19 protein-coding genes are annotated in these 20,073 nt (G+C 61.6%); 6 read left to right on the top strand and 13 right to left on the bottom strand.

The window, feature by feature from the left end; translation table 11 throughout:
* Nucleotides 1-6: 6 nt before the first annotated feature.
* The 3 genes from S7S_RS01590 to pip form a co-directional block, all read right to left on the bottom strand.
* A complete protein-coding gene (locus S7S_RS01590; RefSeq protein WP_041025847.1) occupies nt 7-492 on the bottom strand; it encodes a DUF3015 domain-containing protein in 486 nt (161 codons plus the stop codon).
* A gap of 413 nt (nt 493-905) precedes the next feature.
* Nucleotides 906-1,343, bottom strand: a complete 438-nt coding sequence (gene dtd / locus S7S_RS01585; protein WP_041025846.1) for a D-aminoacyl-tRNA deacylase — start codon at nt 1,341-1,343, stop codon at nt 906-908.
* Between the two features lie 10 nt (nt 1,344-1,353).
* Nucleotides 1,354-2,319, bottom strand: coding sequence for a prolyl aminopeptidase (gene pip, locus S7S_RS01580; protein ID WP_041025845.1), 966 nt, complete (start codon nt 2,317-2,319; stop codon nt 1,354-1,356).
* A 9-nt stretch (nt 2,320-2,328) separates the two neighbouring features.
* Between pip and S7S_RS01575 the strand changes: the two genes are divergently transcribed.
* Entirely contained in the window at nt 2,329-2,802 is a 474-nt protein-coding gene (locus S7S_RS01575; RefSeq protein ID WP_008736337.1) for a nuclear transport factor 2 family protein, read from the top strand.
* A gap of 7 nt (nt 2,803-2,809) precedes the next feature.
* On the opposite strand, the gene glnG is transcribed toward S7S_RS01575, so the two are convergent.
* The 6 genes from glnG to S7S_RS01545 form a co-directional block, all read right to left on the bottom strand.
* Entirely contained in the window at nt 2,810-4,231 is a 1,422-nt protein-coding gene (glnG, locus tag S7S_RS01570; RefSeq protein ID WP_041025844.1) for a nitrogen regulation protein NR(I), read from the bottom strand.
* Entirely contained in the window at nt 4,228-5,343 is a 1,116-nt protein-coding gene (glnL, locus tag S7S_RS01565) for a nitrogen regulation protein NR(II) (protein WP_041025843.1), read from the bottom strand. Before glnL ends, glnG begins: the two co-directional genes overlap by 4 nt.
* Nucleotides 5,344-5,485: 142 nt before the next feature.
* Nucleotides 5,486-6,163 carry a DUF4124 domain-containing protein gene (locus S7S_RS01560; protein WP_041025842.1) on the bottom strand — a complete coding sequence of 226 codons (678 nt, stop codon included), beginning with the start codon at nt 6,161-6,163 and terminating at the stop codon, nt 5,486-5,488.
* Between the two features lie 351 nt (nt 6,164-6,514).
* Nucleotides 6,515-7,921: a glutamate--ammonia ligase gene (gene glnA, locus S7S_RS01555; RefSeq protein ID WP_008736321.1), complete on the bottom strand. Its 1,407-nt coding sequence runs from the start codon at nt 7,919-7,921 to the stop codon at nt 6,515-6,517.
* A 267-nt stretch (nt 7,922-8,188) separates the two neighbouring features.
* Nucleotides 8,189-8,425 carry a sulfurtransferase TusA family protein gene (locus tag S7S_RS01550; protein WP_008736319.1) on the bottom strand — a complete coding sequence of 79 codons (237 nt, stop codon included), beginning with the start codon at nt 8,423-8,425 and terminating at the stop codon, nt 8,189-8,191.
* Nucleotides 8,426-8,431: 6 nt separating this feature from the next.
* On the bottom strand, nt 8,432-9,553 hold the full coding sequence (locus S7S_RS01545) for a tRNA (5-methylaminomethyl-2-thiouridylate)-methyltransferase (protein ID WP_008736317.1): 1,122 nt from the start codon (nt 9,551-9,553) through the stop codon (nt 8,432-8,434).
* A gap of 352 nt (nt 9,554-9,905) precedes the next feature.
* On the opposite strand from S7S_RS01545, the gene S7S_RS19050 reads away from it, so the two are divergent.
* The 4 genes from S7S_RS19050 to S7S_RS01530 all read left to right on the top strand — a co-directional run bounded on the left by S7S_RS19050 (nt 9,906) and on the right by S7S_RS01530 (nt 12,689).
* Complete coding sequence (locus tag S7S_RS19050; RefSeq protein ID WP_082027596.1) at nt 9,906-10,421, top strand: DUF4468 domain-containing protein; 516 nt, start codon at nt 9,906-9,908, stop codon at nt 10,419-10,421.
* Nucleotides 10,411-11,040, top strand: a complete 630-nt coding sequence (locus S7S_RS01540; protein ID WP_144401556.1) for a hypothetical protein — start codon at nt 10,411-10,413, stop codon at nt 11,038-11,040. Before S7S_RS19050 ends, S7S_RS01540 begins: the two co-directional genes overlap by 11 nt.
* Before the next feature lie 416 nt (nt 11,041-11,456).
* Nucleotides 11,457-11,837 carry a hypothetical protein gene (locus S7S_RS01535; RefSeq protein ID WP_008736313.1) on the top strand — a complete coding sequence of 127 codons (381 nt, stop codon included), beginning with the start codon at nt 11,457-11,459 and terminating at the stop codon, nt 11,835-11,837.
* A 399-nt stretch (nt 11,838-12,236) separates the two neighbouring features.
* Entirely contained in the window at nt 12,237-12,689 is a 453-nt protein-coding gene (locus tag S7S_RS01530) for a hypothetical protein (protein ID WP_008736312.1), read from the top strand.
* Nucleotides 12,690-12,907: 218 nt separating this feature from the next.
* On the opposite strand, the gene S7S_RS01525 is transcribed toward S7S_RS01530, so the two are convergent.
* The 4 genes from S7S_RS01525 to S7S_RS01510 all read right to left on the bottom strand — a co-directional run bounded on the left by S7S_RS01525 (nt 12,908) and on the right by S7S_RS01510 (nt 18,014).
* Nucleotides 12,908-14,773: a sulfatase-like hydrolase/transferase gene (locus S7S_RS01525; RefSeq protein ID WP_008736309.1), complete on the bottom strand. Its 1,866-nt coding sequence runs from the start codon at nt 14,771-14,773 to the stop codon at nt 12,908-12,910.
* 109 nt (nt 14,774-14,882) lie between these two features.
* A complete protein-coding gene (locus S7S_RS01520) occupies nt 14,883-15,881 on the bottom strand; it encodes an alpha-L-glutamate ligase-like protein (protein ID WP_008736307.1) in 999 nt (332 codons plus the stop codon).
* Nucleotides 15,881-17,413, bottom strand: coding sequence for an inactive transglutaminase family protein (locus S7S_RS01515; protein ID WP_035204359.1), 1,533 nt, complete (start codon nt 17,411-17,413; stop codon nt 15,881-15,883). Before S7S_RS01515 ends, S7S_RS01520 begins: the two co-directional genes overlap by 1 nt.
* Nucleotides 17,414-17,441: 28 nt before the next feature.
* Nucleotides 17,442-18,014 (bottom strand): ATP-dependent zinc protease family protein, encoded by a 573-nt coding sequence (locus S7S_RS01510; RefSeq protein WP_008736303.1) that lies wholly within the window; start codon nt 18,012-18,014, stop codon nt 17,442-17,444.
* 229 nt (nt 18,015-18,243) lie between these two features.
* On the opposite strand from S7S_RS01510, the gene typA reads away from it, so the two are divergent.
* On the top strand, nt 18,244-20,055 hold the full coding sequence (gene typA, locus S7S_RS01505; protein ID WP_008736300.1) for a translational GTPase TypA: 1,812 nt from the start codon (nt 18,244-18,246) through the stop codon (nt 20,053-20,055).
* Nucleotides 20,056-20,073 lie beyond the last annotated feature (18 nt).

The raw sequence follows: 20,073 nt of genomic DNA, 5'->3' as shown, positions 1-20,073 counted from the left end.
TTGCCCTTATACGGAGTACTTGGACAGTTTTTCGTCGGACTTCATGACCGATTCGATGCTCGCCAGCACTTGCTCGGCGGTCACGTCTTCGCTCGGGAAGATCACCGCAAAGTTCTGGTGCATCACGTTGCTGAAGTGAGAGCGGTCTTCAGCAGGCACGCCCATCGCCACGGACAGTGCGGTCAGCGCTTCGCCTTCACCCATGGCCACGTCGTGGGCCACTTCTTCCAGCACACCGTTCATGGACAGCAGGCTTTTGCCGCTGTAGGTCAGGGAGCCGCTGGTGTCACAGCCGTTGGTGCCGGTGGTCATACCAAAGGTAGCGTTCCCGGAGATGCTACCATTCACCAGAGTTGCCAGCAGGTGCATCGGCAGGCCGCTCTGGCCTTCGAACAGCAGGTTACCCCAACCACAGCCCGGACCGCCCGGTGCAACAGCGGATGCGGACATGGATGCCCCCAGCAGGGCGCTGGCAAGTACGAGTCGTTTCATGTGTAGTCCTCCACGAGTTCTCTTTTGTATCCCTTTGCCCCCAGCGAAAACGGGGCTCGCTTCATCATAGAGCAGCAAAGACGCAAAGCAATAGACGATTTAGCGGACTGGTTCACTCGCTGAAACAGAAAGGAACCTCTGAATAACTCCCCGGTGGTTCTGGCTTTCCGGGCGGCGCCTGATCAAGGCGCGACTTCGAAGGCATAGCGGGCTACGTCGAGAAGGCGCAACGCGGAGCAGGCGCCGCCCGGAAAGCCCCGCAGGGCGAGCGCTACAGCACGCATTAGCCGCGTTGCGTCGCTTGGCAAGGGCTACGGCCATTGCCGGCGCGACGCGCCTTGCTACTGCATGCTGTAGCGCCCGCAGAACCACCGGGGAGTTATTCAGAGGTTCCTATAGACTACATTCGCGGATCACGATTCGAGCAGGAAGGTCACCGGCCCGTCGTTGACCAGATGCACCTGCATATCCGCCGCAAACAGGCCTGTCTCCACCGGCACCCTTTGCGCGCGCAGGGCGTCGACAAACAGATCGAACAGCACCCGGGCACGGGCAGGCTCCGCCGCGCTGCTGAAACTCGGCCGCCGGCCACGCCCGGTATCCGCCGACAGGGTGAACTGTGATACCACCAGTAACGCGCCACCCGCCTGCTGCACATCCAGGTTCATCTTGCCCATGTCATCCGCAAAAACGCGGTAACCGAGCACGCGCGTGGCCATCTGCCGGACACGCGCTTCATCGTCGTCACGGCACAGCCCGACCAGCAACAGCAAGCCGGTACGGATGTCGCCCACCGTTTCGCCCCCGACCGTGACCCGGGCCTCGCTGACCCGTTGCAACAGCACCTTCATGGCAGCCTCTTCATGACAGGACCTCTGACGCCAGCGCCTGCACCGCCGCTACCAGCGCCCGCTCCAGCGATGGCTCACTGGCGGAATGGCCGGCGTCCGGCACGATCTCCAGCCGCGCCGCCGGCCAGTGCTGTTGCAGCAGCAGCGCCTGGTCCACCGGACAGACCATGTCGTAGCGGCCATGCACGATGATCCCCGGCACCTGCGCCAGCGCCGGCATACCTGCCAGCACACCACCGGCGGGCATAAACCCCTGATGCGCAAAGTAATGCGCTTCGATGCGTGCCAGCGCCAGCGCGCGGGCATGAAATCCGGCCAGCACCGCCGGTGACGGCAACAACGTGGCGCAAGCGCCTTCCCAGCCCGCCCAGCGCATTGCCAGTGACTGCTGCAGGGCGGGATCACTGTCATCGCACAGGCGGCGATAGTAGGCCGCGACCAGATCACCGGCTTCCGCCGCCGGTACGCCGCCGACAAAAGACGCCCAGGCTTCGGGGTAAATGCGGCTGGCGCCGTCACGATACAGCCAGTCCATGTCCTCGCGGCGGCACAGGAACACCCCGCGCAGCACCAGGGCGCTGACCTGCTCGGGGTAACGCTGCGCATACAGCAGCGCCAGCGTGCTGCCCCAGGAGCCACCGAACAGCATCCAGCGCTCAACACCCAGTTCGTGACGGATCAATGCCATGTCCGCCAACAAGTGCTCGGTGGTGTTGGCCTGCAACCCGCCCATCGGCCGCGAGCGGCCGGCGCCACGCTGGTCGAACAGGATGATGCGCCAGCGCGACGGATCGAAATAACGTCGCATATGTGGTGAGCAGCCGCCGCCAGGGCCACCGTGCAACACCAGCACCGGCAGACCATCGGGATTGCCGCTTTGCTCGACATAGAGCTCGTGGCCATCGCCCACCGCCAGCCAGCGCTGGAACCAGGGTTCTGTCTCGGGATAGAGTGCGGTATCAACTCGGGAATGCATGCCAGGGCCATGGGAACGATAAAACGCACAGCATACGGCAGCTTTCTGCTGCTGCAAGCCGCCGTGTTCATGGCGCTCGCCGCGTGCAGCGCGCCACCCGCAGAAGACGGGATCAGTGATGCGCTGAGAGAGATGGCGGACGCCATTGAAGCCCGTCAGGCCGGGCCGGTGGTGCGGCGGCTGACGGCGGATTTCAGCCTGGCGCGGGGCGGCGAAGCTCTGGATCGGGAACAATCCCGCCGGCTGCTGGCCGCCACACTGCTGCGCTATCCGGACATCAGTATTACCGTCACCGGTATCACGGTATTGCCGGATGGCGCCCGCCCGGATCTTGCCGAAGCCCGTTTCAATGTACTGACCACTGGCGGCACCGGCTCGCTGCTGCCGGAGACCGGTCAGCTGTACCGGGTGGAGTCACTCTGGCGCCTGGAGGACGGCGACTGGCTGATGGTTCGTGCGTCCGCCCGCCGCCTGATGGAATAACGCGGCGTCAGTCTTCCACTGACGCCATATCGTCCATCCCCAGTTCCTTGATCTTGCGGGTCAGCGTATTGCGACCCCAGCCGAGCAGGCCCGCCGCATCGCGACGACGGCCACCGGTGTGGTTGAGCGCCACTTCGATCATGGCACGTTCGAACGCTGGCACAGCGTGATCCAGGATGCCGCGCTCCCCGGACGACAATGCCCGCTCGGCCCACTGGCGCAGGGATTTTTCCCAGTTGCCGCTGACTTCCTGACGGGTTTCCTGCTGGCTCAGTTCCGGCGGCAGATCATCCACCAGCACCTCGCGCCCGGTGGCCATCACGGTCAGCCAGCGACAGGTGTTTTCCAGTTGCCGCACATTGCCCGGCCAGGGCAGTGACGCCAGATAACGCTCGGTGTCCGGGTGCAGGGATTTGGTTTCCACTTCCAGCTCACGCGCGGCGCGTTGCAGGAAGTAACGGGCCAGGCGCGGAATATCCTCGCGGCGCTCGGCCAGTTTCGGAATATGGATGCGGATGACGTTCAGGCGGTGGAACAGATCCTCGCGGAAATCGCCATCTTTCACCAGCCGCTCAAGGTTCTGGTGGGTGGCCGCGATGATGCGTACGTCCACCTTGATCGGCGTAGTGCCGCCGACACGATAGAACTCCCCTTCCTGCAACACGCGCAGCAGACGGGTCTGCGCTTCAAGTGGCATGTCGCCGATTTCATCCAGAAACAGGGTGCCACCGTTGGCCTGCTCGAAGCGGCCGATACGCTGGCTGTTGGCGCCGGTGAAGGCGCCTTTTTCGTGGCCGAACAGTTCCGACTCGATCAGGTCTTTCGGAATCGCCGCCATGTTCAGCGCCACGAACGCCTTCTCGCGCCGCACCGAGTGCCGGTGCAGCGCGTGCGCCACCAGCTCTTTACCGGTACCGGACTGGCCGTTGATCAGCACGGTGACATTGGAGTGCGACAGCCGGCCGATGGCACGGAAAACTTCCTGCATGGCGGGCGCTTCGCCGATGATTTCCGCCGGCGGCTCGTTGCTTTCCTCCACCGGGCCGCCACGCGCCTCGGCACGATGGCGCACGGCGCGCTTCACCAGCGCCACGGCTTCATCCACATCAAAGGGTTTCGGCAGGTATTCGAACGCGCCGCCCTGGTAGGACGCCACGGCGGAATCCAGATCCGAGTGCGCGGTCATGATGATCACCGGCAGATCAGGATGCTTGCGTTGCAGCATTTTCAGCATGCGCAGGCCATCGGTGCCCGGCATGCGCACATCCGAGATCACCACGTCCGGCTCGCTGCCGCCTTCTTCCAGCGCGTTCAGCGCTTCATCGGCGTCCTCAAAGCAGACGGTGTTGAACCCTTCCTGGCCCAGCGCCTTGTCCAGCACCCACCGAATCGAACGGTCATCGTCGATAACCCAGACTTTGGCTGTCATGGTGATTCACTCTCTCCTTCGGTGCCCGTGATGTGTTCCATGGGCAATAACAGGCTGAACACCGTGCGACCGGCGGTGCTCTCGCATTCGATCATTCCCTGATGCTGACTGATGATGGACTGGGCGATGGACAGGCCCAGCCCGGAGCCATTGGCACGGCCACTGACCATCGGGTAGAACAGCGTCTCGCGCAGTTCTTCCGGAATGCCGGGGCCGTTGTCCTGTATATCGATGCGCGCAATAAGACGATGCCGCTGCGCGCCGATGGTGAATTGCCGCTGCACCCGGGTACGGAAAATCACCGTGGCGTCGGGCATATTCGCTTCCGTGAGCGCCTGCACGGCGTTGCGCGCCAGGTTCAGGATCACCTGGATAAGCTGGTCACGGTCGGCCGGAATCTCCGGCAGGCTGATGTCGTAGTCGCGCTGCACGCGCACGCCTTCCGGGTGTTCGGCAAGGATCAGTTGCCGCACATGCTCCAGGCATTCATGAATGTTCAGGGAGCGGAAATTCGGCAGCCGGCGCGGGCCGAGCATGCGGTCCGCCAGTGCCCGCAGGCGGTCGGCTTCGTCGATGATGACACGGGTGTATTCAGCGAGGTCGGGGGCGGGCAGGGCCCGTTCGAGCAGTTGCGCGGCACCGCGGATGCCGCCAAGCGGGTTCTTGATCTCGTGGGCCACACCGCGCACCAGCGCCCGTGTGGCCTGATGGGCATGTACGAGCGCTTCCTCCCGCGCGATGCGCAACAGACGATCCAGCGGCTGCAACTCCATCAGCAGCGACGGCGACCGGCCCGGCTCGGCCAGTTGCGCCACCGAATAGTCCACGGTCAGTTCCTGTCCTGGTGCAAACTGCAGCCGGGCTTCCCGCCGGGTGAACGGATGGCCCTCTTCAATGCACCGGATCAGTGCAGCCTGGGCATCCGGGTCGTCGAAAAAGCATTCCGGCAACGGCTGGCCCACGGCCCGCTGCGCACTGGTAGAGAGCAGCATTTCCGCCGCCGGGTTGAGATAGCGCAGGCGCAAATCCTGGTCGAGCAGCAACACCGCCGTGCTGAGGTGATCCAGCAAGCGCTTGTGAAGCTGATGATCCAGAGGGGTCGGTTTCGCCATGCCTGAGCCAAAGCAAGTTTCAGGCCATCCAGTGCACGGCGGGAAAAACCCTGTATACCGGCCTTTCCCTGTCGGCGACGGGTGGATGCACAGGCAGGCAGCATAACGCATGCACCATTATTGTGCACAGCGTGCACCAGCATCAGTTCGTATCGGGCACCCAGGGGAGCAACTGCACCAGACCAGTCCGTTTTTCGTCCTTGTCCTTGTCACGCCGGGCACCAGGACCGAGCAGGACACTGTGGCGATGAACGTAGATGGTCACTGTGTCGGATTCCTTCAGCACCTCACCGTCGGCGTCCAGCACCTGGGCGCGCAGTGCGTGGGTGCCCCGCTCCGGCCAGGTCAGCACCAGCTCGTCCAGCGGCTGGTCATTATCCAGCACCCGCAGGCTATGCCCGGACTGCAGTGGCGGTGCCAGATTTACCTGTACCGGGATCGGCTCATGCGGGTTCTGAAAGGTCTGCTCGTGGCTTGGCGAGACGATCTCCAGCGTTGAATAACCCGCGGCGACCGGCGCGGGCGGGGCCTGCTCACGCGGCGCGCGCGCTGGTGGCGCCGGCATGCTGTTTGGCTGGCGCGGCCGGATTTCCTGCGCCTGCGCGCCCTCCGGCGGCGTGTCGGTGAAGATCACCCGGCCCTGTTCATCCCGCATGCGGTAAATGCGATTGGCGGGCGCCTCCGGTACCGGCTCCGCCTGGCTGTCCGGGTCCGTGGGTTGGGTCTGGGTGTCAACCTGCAGCTGGGCCTGGGCCGGCGCCAGCAGCGCCCCTGACAGCAAGGCCAGCAGCGAGGTCAGTAAGATGCGCGGATAAGCCATGCGAGAAACTCCGTGGTCGTCCCGTCGATTGTGCGACGCCGCCGGACGGAAAACAAAGGCGGCAGCCATGCACCGGTCACGGAAACGAAAAGAGCCCCGAGAGGGGGCTCTTTCAGGCTGCTGACAAACCTCGGCAGCCATTCTTCTACTAAAAAATTATCCACCCAGGGCAAAGAGTCGCTGTTTTTCTGGTGATAGCCTCCACTTGCATAGCCATAGGGCTGCAACCTGGAATGCGACCACCCACTTTTATATCGCCTCGAAGAGGTGATTCATAAAAACAGGGGTTTGTCCTCAGTCTGAAAGAGCCCCGAGAGGGGGCTCTTTTCGACGTGCGAAGACCGGGAGGTCTTACACGGAGTAGTACATGTCGAACTCGACCGGGTGCGGGGTCATGTTCAGGCGCTCGATGTCCTGGCGCTTGAGTTCGATGTAGGCGTCGAGCATGTCCTTGGAGAACACGTCGCCTTTGAGCAGGAACTCGTGATCGGCTTCCAGCTCGTCCAGCGCCATGGTCAGGGTGTGCGCCACGGTCGGGATGCTCTTCGCTTCCTCGGCCGGCAGGTCGTACAGGTCCTTGTCCATCGCTTCGCCCGGGTGGATCTTGTTCTGGATACCGTCCAGGCCCGCCATCAGCAGTGCCGCGAAACACAGGTACGGGTTGGCGGCCGGGTCCGGGAAACGGGTTTCGATACGACGGCCTTTCGGGTTCGGCACGAACGGAATCCGGATCGAGGCAGAACGGTTGCGGGCAGAGTAGGCCAGCATCACCGGCGCTTCGAAGCCCGGCACCAGACGCTTGTAGGAGTTGGTGGACGGGTTGGTCAGCGCGTTCAGGGCGCGGGCGTGCTTGATGATGCCGCCAATGTAGTACAGCGCCATCTCAGACAGGCCACCGTAGACGTCGCCGGCAAACAGGTTCTTGCCGTCTTTGCTCAGGGACTGGTGCACGTGCATGCCCGAGCCGTTGTCGCCGATCAGCGGCTTCGGCATGAAGGTCGCCGTTTTGCCGTAAGCGTGCGCCACGTTGTGGATGCAGTATTTCAGGATCTGGACTTCGTCAGCCTTGCGGGTCAGGGTGGCCGCGCCAACACCGATCTCGCACTGGCCAGCGGTGGCCACTTCGTGGTGGTGCACTTCAACGCGCAGTTCCATCTGTTCCATGGCCGCACACATGGCTGCACGCAGGTCGTGCAGGCTGTCCACCGGCGGTACCGGGAAGTAACCGCCTTTCACGCGCGGGCGGTGACCGATGTTGTTCTTGTCGAAGTCTTCGCCGGCAACCCAGGCGGCTTCTTCAGAGTAGATTTCATAGGACTGGGCGTTCATGGCGGAATTCCACTTCACGCCATCGAATACGAAGAATTCCGGCTCCGGACCAAACAGCGCGGTGTCCGCGATGCCGGTGGATTTCAGATATTCTTCAGCGCGCTGCGCGATGGAGCGCGGGTCGCGGTCGTAGCCCTGCATGGTGGTCGGCTCGACGATGTTGCAACGCAGGTTGACCGTGGCCACGTCGGTGAACGGGTCAATCACGGCGGAATCGTCGTCCGGCATCAGGATCATGTCGGATTCGTTGATGCCCTTCCAGCCGGAGATGGAAGAACCGTCGAACATCTTGCCGTCCTGGAAGAAATCGTCATCGACGTCTGCGGCCGGGTAGGTAACGTGCTGTTCCTTACCGCGGCTGTCGGTGAAGCGCAGGTCCACCCACTTGACGTCATTCTCTTTGATCAGTTTCAGAGTCTTTGCAGACATGGTGAAGCGTCCTCCTGGAACAGCGTGAAATGTGACCGGCCCGGTAGTCTGCTCCGGACAGGTGGTGAGACAAACTCGTGATGTATTCGTTGTGTCACGGCGCAGGCGCCGGACGTCCTTGCCCACAGAGTGAGCAAAATGCATGCCACGTCACAGATGCCCTGAAATCAAGCACATAGACCTGACCAATGCCGCACCTTGCACAGATATGGTGCACTGAAATCGCTAACGCACCATTTTTGTGCAAATCCTTGCCGCAAAACCCGTTTATGCCCCTTCGCGCACCACCTGAAGCTGCACGAAGACAATGCCGTCACGACGTCCGCTCTCCAATACCCGATGCCCGTTGATCCGCGCCCAGGCGGGCACATCATTGAGCACTCCCGGGTCGGTGGCAAGCACTTCCAGCACGTCGCCATGAGCCAGTTCGCGCACCCGGTTCTGGGTCTTGATCACGGGTAATGGACACAGCAACCGGCACGCATTCAGTTCATAGTCAGCCATGCCCGCTTACCCCAGATACCAGTCTTTCGGCACCTGCTCGGTGGTGAGCGGTTTCACCGTCAGCAACTGCGACACGCCGCCCGGACGGTTGTACTGCACGGACACCGCCTCTGCCTCGCGCCCCTGTGAGAAACGCGCCACGATAGCCGCCGCCAGTTCGGCTTCCGCTGCATCAGCAAACTCGCCGTCCACCAGCGTCAGCGGGCCACCGTGGCTGACCGGCTCCAGGCTCGGGAACTGGTAGCGATAGCCCTCCAGGAAATTCCCCTCGCCCTCTTCGCGGCTGATGATCAGCTTGAAATGCGGGCGCGGACGCAGGTGCCGGCCCACTTTCAGCAGCATGATGTCGTCCAGCTCATAGTCACGCTTGCGGCGGGCCTGCCAGAGGTCGACCAGCTTGTTCGAATAGGCTTCGTCGGTCAGGAAGCAGCAGCCGCCGGCAGGCTGGGCAAAGTCATCCAGCCCGAACGCTTCGGCCAGCGCAATCTGCGGCTTGCGGTTACGGCCGCTGAAACCGTACAGGCGCTCGCGGTCCACCCAGCCCTCACGCTCGGGCAGCGTCGGCTCCAGATTGCGCGCCGACAGCGGGCGCAGCAGCCGGTCCTCGGCGCCGGACTCCCGCGCGATCACCGGCATGGTCCACTTCTTCTGGGATTTCGGCCGCTGGCCCACCACCTCGCCGGTGATGATGAAATCAAACCCCGGCTCACCCTGGCTGCTCTGGGCATCGGCCAGCTCGCGGGCCTTGTCCAGCATCAGCGCGGCCTTGCCGACCATGAAGATCTTGCAGTCCAGGCAGGGGTTCATGTGGGCGCCATAGCCGTAGCGCGGCTTGAGCACCACATCCTTGTATTCGTCCGAGATATCAATGATGTGCAGCTTGATCCCGAGCTGCTCGGCCACCCACAGCGCATTGTTGCGCTTGGGCTTCTTGCGGTCGCGCTCGCGGATGGCGTGGGTGTGCCCCTCGACGCAGAAGCCGGTAAAGAAATTGACGCCCTCGACCTCGATGCCCTGGGCCTGGATCACCTTCACCGCCAGCATCGAATCCAGCCCGCCGGAGACCAGCGCCAGCGCGCGGCGACGGGGGGCAACGGCAGATTGTGCGGTGTGTGGTGCAGCGGACATGGCAATACTCGGCGACCGGCCAAACGCCGGATCGGCGGGGGCGTTGAATCAGGGCCGCCGAGTATAGCAAAGCCGCCGGGCTTACCCCAGTGGCGACATCAGGCACACCGCCGGTCAGCGACGCTGGCGGTAAATTGGAAGGGGTGGCCAAGTACCTGGCTGATCCCAGCGCCATGCCGCGCCGAGAGGCTGTATCAGCCATTGCCCAGGCGGCAGTAGGGCGGCTTGCCCAGATGTGACAACCCGGCCCTGCTCAGGCGGGGCCAATATCAATGATGTCACAATGTCATCATTGATATGGTCGGGCCTATTATTGACCATGCCTTTTTTTGGATAGGAAGGAGAGGTTGGGGTGAAAAGTTGGCTCGCCATTTTATGTTTAGGTGTTCTTTCCGCTTGTTCTGGCATGGTTCCAGTTCCCGTCAGTGAACAAGAAAGAAACTTTGAGCAAGTTGTCGCCGTGGAGGGAATGGATAAAGATGCTATTTATGTTGGCCTGCGTTCTTGGATTGCGGAAAATTTTAGGTCGGCCAAATCAGTAATAGAATATGAAAATCAGGACGATGGTATATTAATCGGTAACGGTGTCATTCCATACCCGTGCAAAGGCATTTCATGCTTGGCAAAGTCAGAATGGACCCATCCATTTACCATGAAGATTGAGGTTAGGGATCAGAGGTTCAGGGTAACCTATTCGAATATTAACTTGGCGTGGCCAGCAAGTTACAACAATGGTATAGCCTCACCAGCACGAAATGCTCCAATTCATAACAAGTCAGATATGGATGGAGCAAAGGCAGAGCTAACGCAACTAACAGAATCAATGCGGTCATCATTATCTTCTGGGGCGAAATCTAATGATTGGTGAGATTTCTCGGAGGATAACGATTTTTTTATTGATATTATGCGGTTTTGCCACAGCCTCCGGTTGTGCTAGAGGTCCCACATGGGAAGCGGTAAGTTCGTATGACGAATTTTCTGATAAGACTACCGTGATGGTGACTACCGGGGACTGGCCACAACCCGGAAGCCGGACTTTCTCATACGGGATGATTTATCCGGTCATCATGAAGACCGTCGAAGGGTTGGCGGTCGGTTTCATGTCAGGAGGCCAATTCAAGGTCCCTGTTGGTGCCGTACAGATGCGTGTTGATGGAAATGAAGCAATTATGGTTACGCCGGAAAATACGCCGAACATCAGCGAGATAGAGGCATGGTTTGCGCCTTTTATCGTTGATATCCCAGGTTTAGATAACGATGCGATCAACAATGCCCAGAAAGTTGCGGTTGAGAATGCCATGAGGATGTCTCAGCCATACACATTGGTTGTTGGAGATGAGGCGGATCGTATCCTTGATCAGATGCTTTCGGGACAAAACCTGATCTATCGGCAGATACTGGTAAACCAGCCAAATCCATCTACGGGGCGAGTTCCACTGGATCAGTCGCTGTCAGAAGCTTTAAGAAAGGCCGGACTCATCAATTGAGGGAAAATGAGGGGATTTTATGTCTCTTATCAAATGTCCTGAGTGCAGCAGAGAAGTAAGCAATAAAGCTGCGGCATGCCCTGGTTGCGGCGCCCCGATGGCTGGCGGACCACTGCAAACGCAGGTCCGGCGCGGAAATCAGAGGTCGGCATTCCGTCAGGCAGTTGGCAGTGCCATCGGGACTTTTTCTGTTATTGCTGCATTTCCGGTAGGCATGGCTACTGACTTTCAGTCAGGAATTTGGACGGCCGTGATCGGGTGCGCCATTGGGGTTGCGGTTGCTTATTTATAGAGAAAAAAGGGCTTGAGCCGGCACGCCAAGGTAACGAGCAGCAACTTCATGGCAACCATCAAGGAAATCTTGATAGTTACCGAAGACAAAAGTGAAAATGCCCCATGCAAACCGAGGAGGGGTCATGCGACACACGGTAATTATGATGGCAATGATGGTATTCTGTGCCTGGAGCGCTTCTGCGTCGGCCTCTGAGCTCGGAGATTCTGCTTCGGATAGGGCCACATATGCTCTTACACCTGAGATGGAAGAGACTGCCCGCTCAAGAGTCGGCGAAAAGCTTAGGGATGAAGAGTCTGCCAGATATTACAATTTGCGGGGCATGGGCAAAGAGGCCGATGGGAGCGTTGTTTGTGGCGAAGTTAACGCAAAGAATGCTTATGGCGCATATGTCGGAAGAAGGAAATTCGCCGTAATGCCTAGCAGGGTGATTATTTGGAGTGATGGATCTGACTGGGACGCGCAGGACTCAAGGAAGTGGATTCAGATGATCTGCGGAAGCTAGTTGACATCAAATGATGACGCCTTTTAGTATACTGACCAGACGCCCCCATTACGCCCGGACCAAAAATCCGGGCGTTTTGCGTTTCTGAGGGCTTAGCTCTACCATTGAGGGATGGCGAGGCTGTCAGCCGGTGGGAGCCGGTAAACACTACAAAACCGCACTGCATATGCAGACCAAACGCGGACAAAAGTCGGACAGAGTCATGGCCCCGGTTCTCCGGGGCTTTTTCGTTCCTGAGGCCTTGTTTCCGGTCCTTCCCCGCCACCCTCGCCGGGCCTCAGTTGGAGCCGCGCACGCTCCCTGCCGTAAGGCCCAGCCGTTCCCCGATCCGGCTGCGAATCAGATGCGTCATGCTGGGAGGCAGTGACCCGGCGCCAAATTCCTGACCTGAGGTATTCCATGAGTGCGATTTTGTTCGTAGGGCTGACGCTGGGCGTTGCCCTGGGGCTGATCTGGTGGAGATTCGGGTCATTTGAGGCTGCAATCAACTATTTCCGGACCCAGAGAGGCCGGAAGGTCGCCCACGGCATCCTGGCTTTTGTCGGCGTTGCTGTGCTGGCGGTTGGTCTGGCTCAGTGCGCCAGCGCCGGAGAGCGTGGCCAGTGGTTCGCCTGGGGCGAGGTATACCTGGGCATTGACCGGCAGATGCGGGGCGACCGCTCGCCGCAGTGCATGGACGATGGGCCGGATAACCGGCTGACCAGCAACGGCGGCTTTCGGGCCAACGTCTATCAGTCCGGCGACGGCCGCATGGCACTGAACGGCAAATACACGCACCACAGTTGCGCGTTCAACACCGACCGCAATCTGTACGACGCCCTGGGCGTAGAGCTGACTTACCGGCTCTGGTAAATCGTTTTTCTCCATGGGATGGGAGTGCCCGTCCGCCGGAGCGTTTAATTCACCCAAGCCCGCCATAGAGCGGGCTTTTTGTTGGGGAAGCAACCAATGCCGGACAACCCGAACACCTGGCTGCAAATGTTCGTTGCTGCTGGTGGCGACCTGGCTCGCCACATGTGGGCGATAGCCATGGGTTTTCTCGGGGCGACTCTGGGATACCTGTATCGGCATCACTCTGCGGAGGGTGACGACGTGAAACCACTGGACTGGCGCCGCTTGCTGCTGGAAGAATGGGCCAGGTCGTCGAGCACGTCCATCAGCTTCGGGCTCAGGGTCGCGATCACCAGCTCTTCGTCCACCACCGGATCGTCGTCGGATTCCTCCACCAGCATGTCCAGCAGGCCGGAGGCCTTCAGTGGCATCACCACCTTGTGGTGGTCATCGATGTAGGCCAGGGCATCCCAGCTCGCCGCCAGCCGGTAGCGCTCCGGCACCCCCTCCTGCAGCGGCAGGCCGAGCGCATAGTCGCGCAGCGGATTGGTGACGCCGAGCATCGGCATCAGCGTCGGGATCAGGTCCTGGTGGCTGGTCGGGTGATGCAGCACGCCCGGCGCCATGCCCGGTGCGTACAGCACCAGCGGCACATGCAGCTGTTCGTTGTGGAAGGCGGAGTTATGCCCCCAGCGGCCTTCTTCCATGAACTCTTCACCGTGGTCACCCGTGATGATCACGAGGGTGTTGTCCAGCAAGCCCTGCGCGGTGAGGTGGTCCAGTACACGCCCGATCTGGCTGTCGAGGTGGTGGCTGGCATTCACGTAACGGGCAAAGATGCCGTCGATGTTGTTTTTCACGTCCACGGTGGCGTAGTTGAAATCCGGCAGGTAATCCGTACGCAGTGTGCTCTCCGGCGGGAAGTAATACTGCGCATGGGACGACTCGAAGAACATGAAGGCAAAGAACGGCCTTGCCGTATCGCGCCGGTCGATATAGTCCAGCAGCCGCGCCACATTGCGGCGGTCCCGCTGCCAGCCCGGCCCCTGGTCATCGCTGGTCATGGTGTCCGCCGGCAGCGACGCGAACAGTGTCTTGTCGAATTCCGGGTAACTGAACTTGGCGCTGGTAAACAACCCGAACTGATAATCCTGCTGTTGCAGCGTGCTGATCAGCACGGGCGGCTGGCGCGCATCCAGGAAGGAGAACCAGTAGTTGCCGGGCAAACCATAGAACATCGAGAACATGCCCATGCGGGTGCCGTTGCCACCACTGAAATGGTTGGTGTAGCGCTGGCTGCTCTGCGCAAAGCGCCACAGGTTCGGCATGATTTCCGGATCGAGCATGTCCCAGCGCAGTGACTCGCCCACCAGCCAGACGATGTTCGGGGTCGGCGCATTCTCGCGCAGCGTGACCGGCGCGCGCGGATAGGCCAGCCGGCCACGGTCTGCCACGTCCATGTTTTTCTGCCGCCGCATTTCGACGCCAAGTTTTGCCGCAGCACGACGGAAGGTGGTGGGCTGGTAGAACGGCACTTCCTTGGCCGCCACCAGCACCGGCCGATAGGCCGTCAAGTGACTGACACCGTAGGCAGCCCGCTCGGCGACCATGACACACAGCACCACCGCAACAAAACGCCCCCACGGCCAGCCCCGCGCGGGCGCACGACGGCCAAGCCAGAGCAGCAGCCCGGTTTCCAGCAGCAGGATGGCCATGCACAGCGCGACGGCAGTCAGCTCGGCGCTGGCGCTGCCGCCCATGGAGGCAAACCCGCCGGGGGTGGTCAGCAGGTTCCAGACGAAGCCATTGATATGGAAGCCGTACATGTCGTGAATACGGCTGTCCGCCAGCAGCAGGATCAGCGTCGACGACGCCAGCACCACCCCCAACAGCATCCCCAGCGGGCGATACAGCCGCCAGGCCAGCCCGGCGATCAGCAGCGTCGGCAACAGATACAACAGGCTGTAGGCCAGCAGCGCCGCCAGCGTAAAGAGCATCGACGCCAGCCCTCCAGCGAGGGCATCCCGGGCAATCCAGCCGGTCAGGGCGAGGATCAGGACATAGTTGGCAATCAGGAAAGAGCGCAGGGAAACGGGTGCGTACATCGACAGGCAGGGCCCTGAAGGACATGGATGCGGATGAATTTATGACAGTTTGATGTCAGTCGTCACGCACTGGATCGCAGAATCAGGCAATCGCGCCAGCGCGCCGGCATCAGGATGACACCGGCACGCTGCCCATGGACAGTTCGCCCGTGGCGAACTTCTGCTGGCAATACTGTAGCCGCTCTTCCACCGATTCGTTGCGACCGGTGGCATTGAGTTGATCAATGTGGCGCTCGACCCGGGCACAACGCTTGGCCAGCCCGGCATCGTTGGCGACCTGAATGCTCAGGCCCGGCCGGGCATTGAGCTCCAGCATCATCGGACCACGGTCCTTGTCGAGCACCAGGTCCACGCCGAGATAGCCCAGCCCGGTCAGCTCATAACAGCTCGCCGCCAGCCGCATGAACTCGTGCCAGTCCGGCAGTTGCACGCCGGCCACCGGGTTGGCGGTGTCCGGGTGTCGCTGGATCACGCGGTTGTGCCAGGTGCCGTTGAGGGTGATGCCGGTGGCCAGGTCCACGCCGACGCCAATGGCCCCCTGATGCAGGTTGGCCTTGCCCTGCGACTGCCGTGTGGGCAGGCGCAGCATGGCCATCACCGGGTAGCCGCACAGCACGATGATGCGAATATCCGGTACGCCCTCGAAGCTGATGGCGCTGAACACCTTGTCCGGGGTCACCCGGTATTCCACCAGCGCCCGGTCACGGTGGCCGCCCAGAGAATAGATGCCGGAGAGGATGCCGGAGAGATGATGCCCGATGTCGTCCTCGGTGAGCAGCCGCCCCGAGGTGGTGCGGTACAGGCCCTCGAAGCGGTCGGTGATCACCAGGATGCCGTCGCCACCGGCGCCCTGGGCCGGCTTGATGACGAAGTCGGTACGGTCGGCCAGTTTCTTCGGCAGCCGGCTGATGTCGTGCTCACTGTCGACCACGGCGTACAGGTCTGGCACACGGATACCCGCGCCCAACGCCCGCTCCTTGGTCAGCAGCTTGTCGTCCACCAGCGGGTACAGATGGCGGCGGTTATACCGCAGCACATAGTCGCCGTTGCGCTGGTTGATGCCCATTACGCCGCGTTGCCGCAATGCCCGCCAGGTCTTGAAAAACATCAGTGTTTACCCGCCAGTGCCCGGAAGCGCAGCAGCTCGGTGAGCCGATAGCCCCGGTAGTGCCCCATCAGCAGCATGATGCCGGCCATCACCAGCAACACGCCGGGGAAGGTAAAGCAGAAGTACACCAGTGGCGGCCAGGTCATCAGCAGGTGCGCCAGCGTGGCGGCCACCAGCGTGCCGATGGCGGCCTTGAAGGCATTGGTGGCGCCGCGCTCTTCCCACAGGATCGACAGCCGCTCGATCACCATGGTCAGGATCACCATCGGGAACAGCGCCACCGACAGGCCGCGCTCCCAGCCCAGCTTGTGGCCGAACAGGCTGATCAGCGCCATCAGGATCACGACGAAGGTCAGCACCACCGACAACCGGGACAGCAATTGCAGGCGCAGGTGCTCAAGGTAGGAGCGCAGCGACAGCCCCATGGTGGTGATCACCGTGAACAGGACGATGCCCCACAGCACCTCCGTCTCGCGGAAGGCCAGCGCCACCAGCACCGGCGTGAAGGTGCCCAGTGTCAGGAAGCCGACCAGATTGCGCAGCAACAGGATCAGCAGCACACCCAGCGGGATCATGATCATCACGCTGAATACTTCCTGCGTCGCCACCGGCATGTCGTACAGCGAAAAGCTGAGCATGGCGCTGTCGCGCACGATCTGTGAATCCTGTGCAAGCTGGATGGCACTGACTTCGGAACTGGTGATGCTGAAGGTCACATTCGGCCGCGAGCCACCCTCGATGGAAGACACCGGCGTGGCACCAATCCACCAGACAATGCGGTCATCCGGCAGGCCCTGGTCGCCCGTGGCGGGGTTGAAGTAGGTCCAGTGGGTGCCGTTGAAGCTGCGCAGCCACAGCTCCGGCGTCTGGCTCGGGGTCGCCGCCAGGCGCAGCGTGTGCACCTGTTCCACCGGGATATGGGCCACCGCCAGCAGCGTCTCGATCACCCGCGCGCGCTTGTCGATGCTGGTGTCGTTGGCCAGCAGCAGGCCGACATTCTCGTCCTGCAGGTTGTTCACGCGCTGGATGGTTTCACTGATAAAGGTATCGACATCGGCGGAATGCTGGCGAATCGGCGCCAGTAGCGCCTCGGCGGCCGCGCGCTCGACACCCTCCAGCGGTGGCCGGGCACGGAATTGCGGGCCGGTCTCCACTGTCGTCTGCTCACCGCCAAAACGGCGCGAGAGCATCTTGCGGTAATACAGCGTCTGGTCCCCCTGGGCCCGGCGCACCGACCAGGTCACCTGGCGGTTCGGGCCGACACGGTTCACGTTCACGCCGTAGTTCTGGGAGATGAAGCTTTCGTTGAGCACCAGATAACGCTCACTGCCGGGCGGCACGAACATCTGCACCTTCACCGGCACATTGCCGCTGGCACGGAACTGCACCCGGGCGTCAATGACCCAGACCGGATCAGTAACGCTCTCACTGACCGGGATATTGAGGACATAGATCTGATAGAACGTCGCGCCCGCCCCGATCGTCATCAACGTCAGCGCCAGCAGCATTGCATGCAGCTTTACTCCGCGCATAGCACCCTCGCCCGTTGCCCCGGTCCTGTCATTGTTGCTGTTCCTCTTCGTCGTCGAGGTTGGCCAAGGTTACGGTACACCGCGGCTTGCCACTGGAAAACTCCATCTCCGGATCAATCAGGGAACGCAGGTTGCGCAGCCCTTCGGAACCAACCAGCAGCGGGTAATTGAAGTTGCGACGGTCCGCCAGGTTGACCCGCATCGGCACTTCACGCTCACCGATGCAGACCGTCAGGCGCACCACAGGACGGCGGGTGTAGCTGCGATCTTCCTCGGGATCAATGTCCGACAACCGGCGGCGGATGCGCACAGTGTCGTCCAACGGCAGCTCATACAGCGTGTCGTCGGCATCACTGGCCCCCAGACGGAAGCGCACCCAGCGCTTGCCGTCCTTATCGAACATCTCGATGTCATAGGCGCTGAGCGAGGCGCTCACGGCGCCCGTGTCCAGCTTCGCCTCGACCGGATGATCAATCTCCTTGACCAGTGCATGCTCGTGAAGACCCAGAATCACCTTGTGATTGATCTCCACCCCATCCTGGGCGTGGACGCCCAGCGCTGCCGCGAGCAGGGGCAGCGTCAGAATCCGAACAAATTTCATCAGCTATTCCAGTCACTTGCCTGTCATTTGCCGGCCGGGGCAAGCCTCCCCGACAGTGCCACCTTCGACCCTGAACAGCGCCGAGGGTTGCAGCACGGGGGCACATTCTAGTGCAACGCCCGCAGGAAATATCGGGGGCATCGGTAAAACTGTCTAATATATAAGCGTGTGCCTGTCATACTCGGCCTGTTATACTCCGGCCCCCTTTTTCGCCAGACCGGTACATTTTGTGAGCATCGAACGCCTGCGTAACATCGCCATCATCGCCCACGTCGACCATGGCAAGACCACCCTCGTAGACAAGCTGCTGCAGCAGTCCGGCACCCTCGGGGAACGCAGCGGGCCGGTCGAGCGAGTCATGGATTCCAACGATATCGAGAAAGAACGCGGTATCACCATCCTCGCGAAGAACACCGCGCTGAAGTGGAACGACTACCGCATCAACATCGTCGACACCCCTGGCCACGCCGACTTCGGCGGCGAGGTGGAGCGCGTGATGTCGATGGTCGATTCCGTGCTGCTGCTGGTGGACGCGGTGGACGGCCCGATGCCGCAAACCCGCTTCGTGACCCAGAAAGCCTTCCAGCAGGGCCTCAAGCCGATCGTGGTGATCAACAAGATCGACCGCCCCGGCGCCCGCCCGGACTGGGTGATGGACCAGGTGTTCGACCTGTTCGACCGCCTCGGCGCCACCGATGAGCAGCTCGACTTCCCGGTGGTCTACGCCTCGGCCCTGAACGGCATCGCCGGCCTGGACGCCGACGACATGGCCGACGACATGACCCCGCTGTTCCAGACCATCATCGACCGCGTGCCGCACCCGGACGTGGACATGGATGGTCCGTTCCAGATGCAGATTTCCTCGCTGGACTACAACAGCTATGTCGGCGTGATCGGCATCGGCCGCGTCAAGCGTGGCCGCGTCAAGACCAACACCCCGGTGAAAGTGGTCGACACGGCTGGCAAGGTGCGCAATGGCCGCGTGCTGACCATCATGGGCCACCACGGCCTGGAGCGCGTGGAAGTGCCGACCGCCGAAGCCGGCGACATCATCTGCGTGACCGGCCTGGACCCGCTGGACATCTCCGACACCCTGTGTGACCCGAACAATGTGGAAGCGCTGCCGCCGCTGACCGTGGACGAGCCCACCGTGAGCATGTTCTTCCACGTCAACACCTCGCCGTTCGCCGGCCAGGACGGCAAGTTCGTGACCTCGCGCAACATCCGCGACCGCCTGCACGAAGAACTGCGCCACAACGTGGCCCTGCGCGTGGAAGATACCGGCAGCCCGGACCGCTTCCGCGTCTCCGGCCGTGGCGAGCTGCACCTGTCGGTACTGATCGAGAACATGCGCCGTGAAGGCTTCGAGCTGGCCGTGGGCCGGCCGGAAGTGATCGTGAAGGAAGAAGACGGCGTCAAGAAAGAGCCCTACGAGCAACTGATCCTGGACGTGGAAGAACAGCACCAGGGTCCGATCATGGAACAGATGGGCATTCGTCGCGGCGACATGACCAACATGTCCCCGGACGGCAAGGGCCGTGTGCGCCTGGAATACACTGCGCCGTCACGCGGCCTGATCGGCTTCCGCTCCATGTTCATGACGCTGACCTCCGGCACCGGCATCTTCAACTCGGTGTTCTCGCACTACGGCGACTACAAGCCGGGCCAGCTGGCCGAACGCAACAACGGCGTGCTGATTTCCAACGTCACCGGCAAGGTGCTGGGCTTCTCCCTGTTCAACCTGCAGGAACGCGGCCGCATGTTCATCGAGCCGAACGTGGAAGTGTACGAAGGCCAGCTGATCGGCATTCACTCCCGCGACAACGATCTGGTGGTAAACCCGACCAAGGGCAAGCAGCTGACCAACATGCGCGCCTCCGGCACCGATGAGAACATCATCCTCACGCCGCCGATCCGCATGTCACTGGAACAGGCCATCGACTTCATTGATGAAGACGAGCTGGTGGAAGTCACCCCGCACTACATCCGCCTGCGCAAGAAACTGCTGACCGAATCGGACCGCAAGCGCGCCTCGCGCTGATCCGGCCTGGCCCGTCTG

The organism is Isoalcanivorax pacificus W11-5 (assembly GCF_000299335.2).
GTDB classification, from domain to species: Bacteria; Pseudomonadota; Gammaproteobacteria; order Pseudomonadales; family Alcanivoracaceae; genus Isoalcanivorax; species Isoalcanivorax pacificus.
The sequence above is the reverse complement of the archived record's forward strand: the minus strand, read 5'-3'. Positions and strand labels throughout refer to the sequence as shown.

Bases quoted from the DNA above. Each gene is read 5' to 3' on its own strand.
- S7S_RS01590 (WP_041025847.1), bottom strand. From the start codon at position 492: ATGAAACGACTCGTACTTGCCAGCGCCCTGCTGGGGGCATCCATGTCC.
- S7S_RS01525 (WP_008736309.1), bottom strand. From the start codon at position 14,773: ATGTACGCACCCGTTTCCCTGCGCTCTTTCCTGATTGCCAACTATGTC.
- glnG (WP_041025844.1), bottom strand. From the start codon at position 4,231: ATGACAGCCAAAGTCTGGGTTATCGACGATGACCGTTCGATTCGGTGG.
- S7S_RS01530 (WP_008736312.1), top strand. From the start codon at position 12,237: ATGAGTGCGATTTTGTTCGTAGGGCTGACGCTGGGCGTTGCCCTGGGG.
- S7S_RS01550 (WP_008736319.1), bottom strand. From the start codon at position 8,425: ATGGCTGACTATGAACTGAATGCGTGCCGGTTGCTGTGTCCATTACCC.
- S7S_RS01560 (WP_041025842.1), bottom strand. From the start codon at position 6,163: ATGGCTTATCCGCGCATCTTACTGACCTCGCTGCTGGCCTTGCTGTCA.
- pip (WP_041025845.1), bottom strand. From the start codon at position 2,319: ATGCATTCCCGAGTTGATACCGCACTCTATCCCGAGACAGAACCCTGG.
- S7S_RS01535 (WP_008736313.1), top strand. From the start codon at position 11,457: ATGCGACACACGGTAATTATGATGGCAATGATGGTATTCTGTGCCTGG.
- S7S_RS01575 (WP_008736337.1), top strand. From the start codon at position 2,329: ATGGGAACGATAAAACGCACAGCATACGGCAGCTTTCTGCTGCTGCAA.
- glnL (WP_041025843.1), bottom strand. From the start codon at position 5,343: ATGGCGAAACCGACCCCTCTGGATCATCAGCTTCACAAGCGCTTGCTG.
- S7S_RS01545 (WP_008736317.1), bottom strand. From the start codon at position 9,553: ATGTCCGCTGCACCACACACCGCACAATCTGCCGTTGCCCCCCGTCGC.
- glnA (WP_008736321.1), bottom strand. From the start codon at position 7,921: ATGTCTGCAAAGACTCTGAAACTGATCAAAGAGAATGACGTCAAGTGG.
- S7S_RS01520 (WP_008736307.1), bottom strand. From the start codon at position 15,881: ATGTTTTTCAAGACCTGGCGGGCATTGCGGCAACGCGGCGTAATGGGC.
- S7S_RS01540 (WP_144401556.1), top strand. From the start codon at position 10,411: ATGATTGGTGAGATTTCTCGGAGGATAACGATTTTTTTATTGATATTA.
- S7S_RS01515 (WP_035204359.1), bottom strand. From the start codon at position 17,413: ATGCGCGGAGTAAAGCTGCATGCAATGCTGCTGGCGCTGACGTTGATG.
- dtd (WP_041025846.1), bottom strand. From the start codon at position 1,343: ATGAAGGTGCTGTTGCAACGGGTCAGCGAGGCCCGGGTCACGGTCGGG.
- S7S_RS01510 (WP_008736303.1), bottom strand. From the start codon at position 18,014: ATGAAATTTGTTCGGATTCTGACGCTGCCCCTGCTCGCGGCAGCGCTG.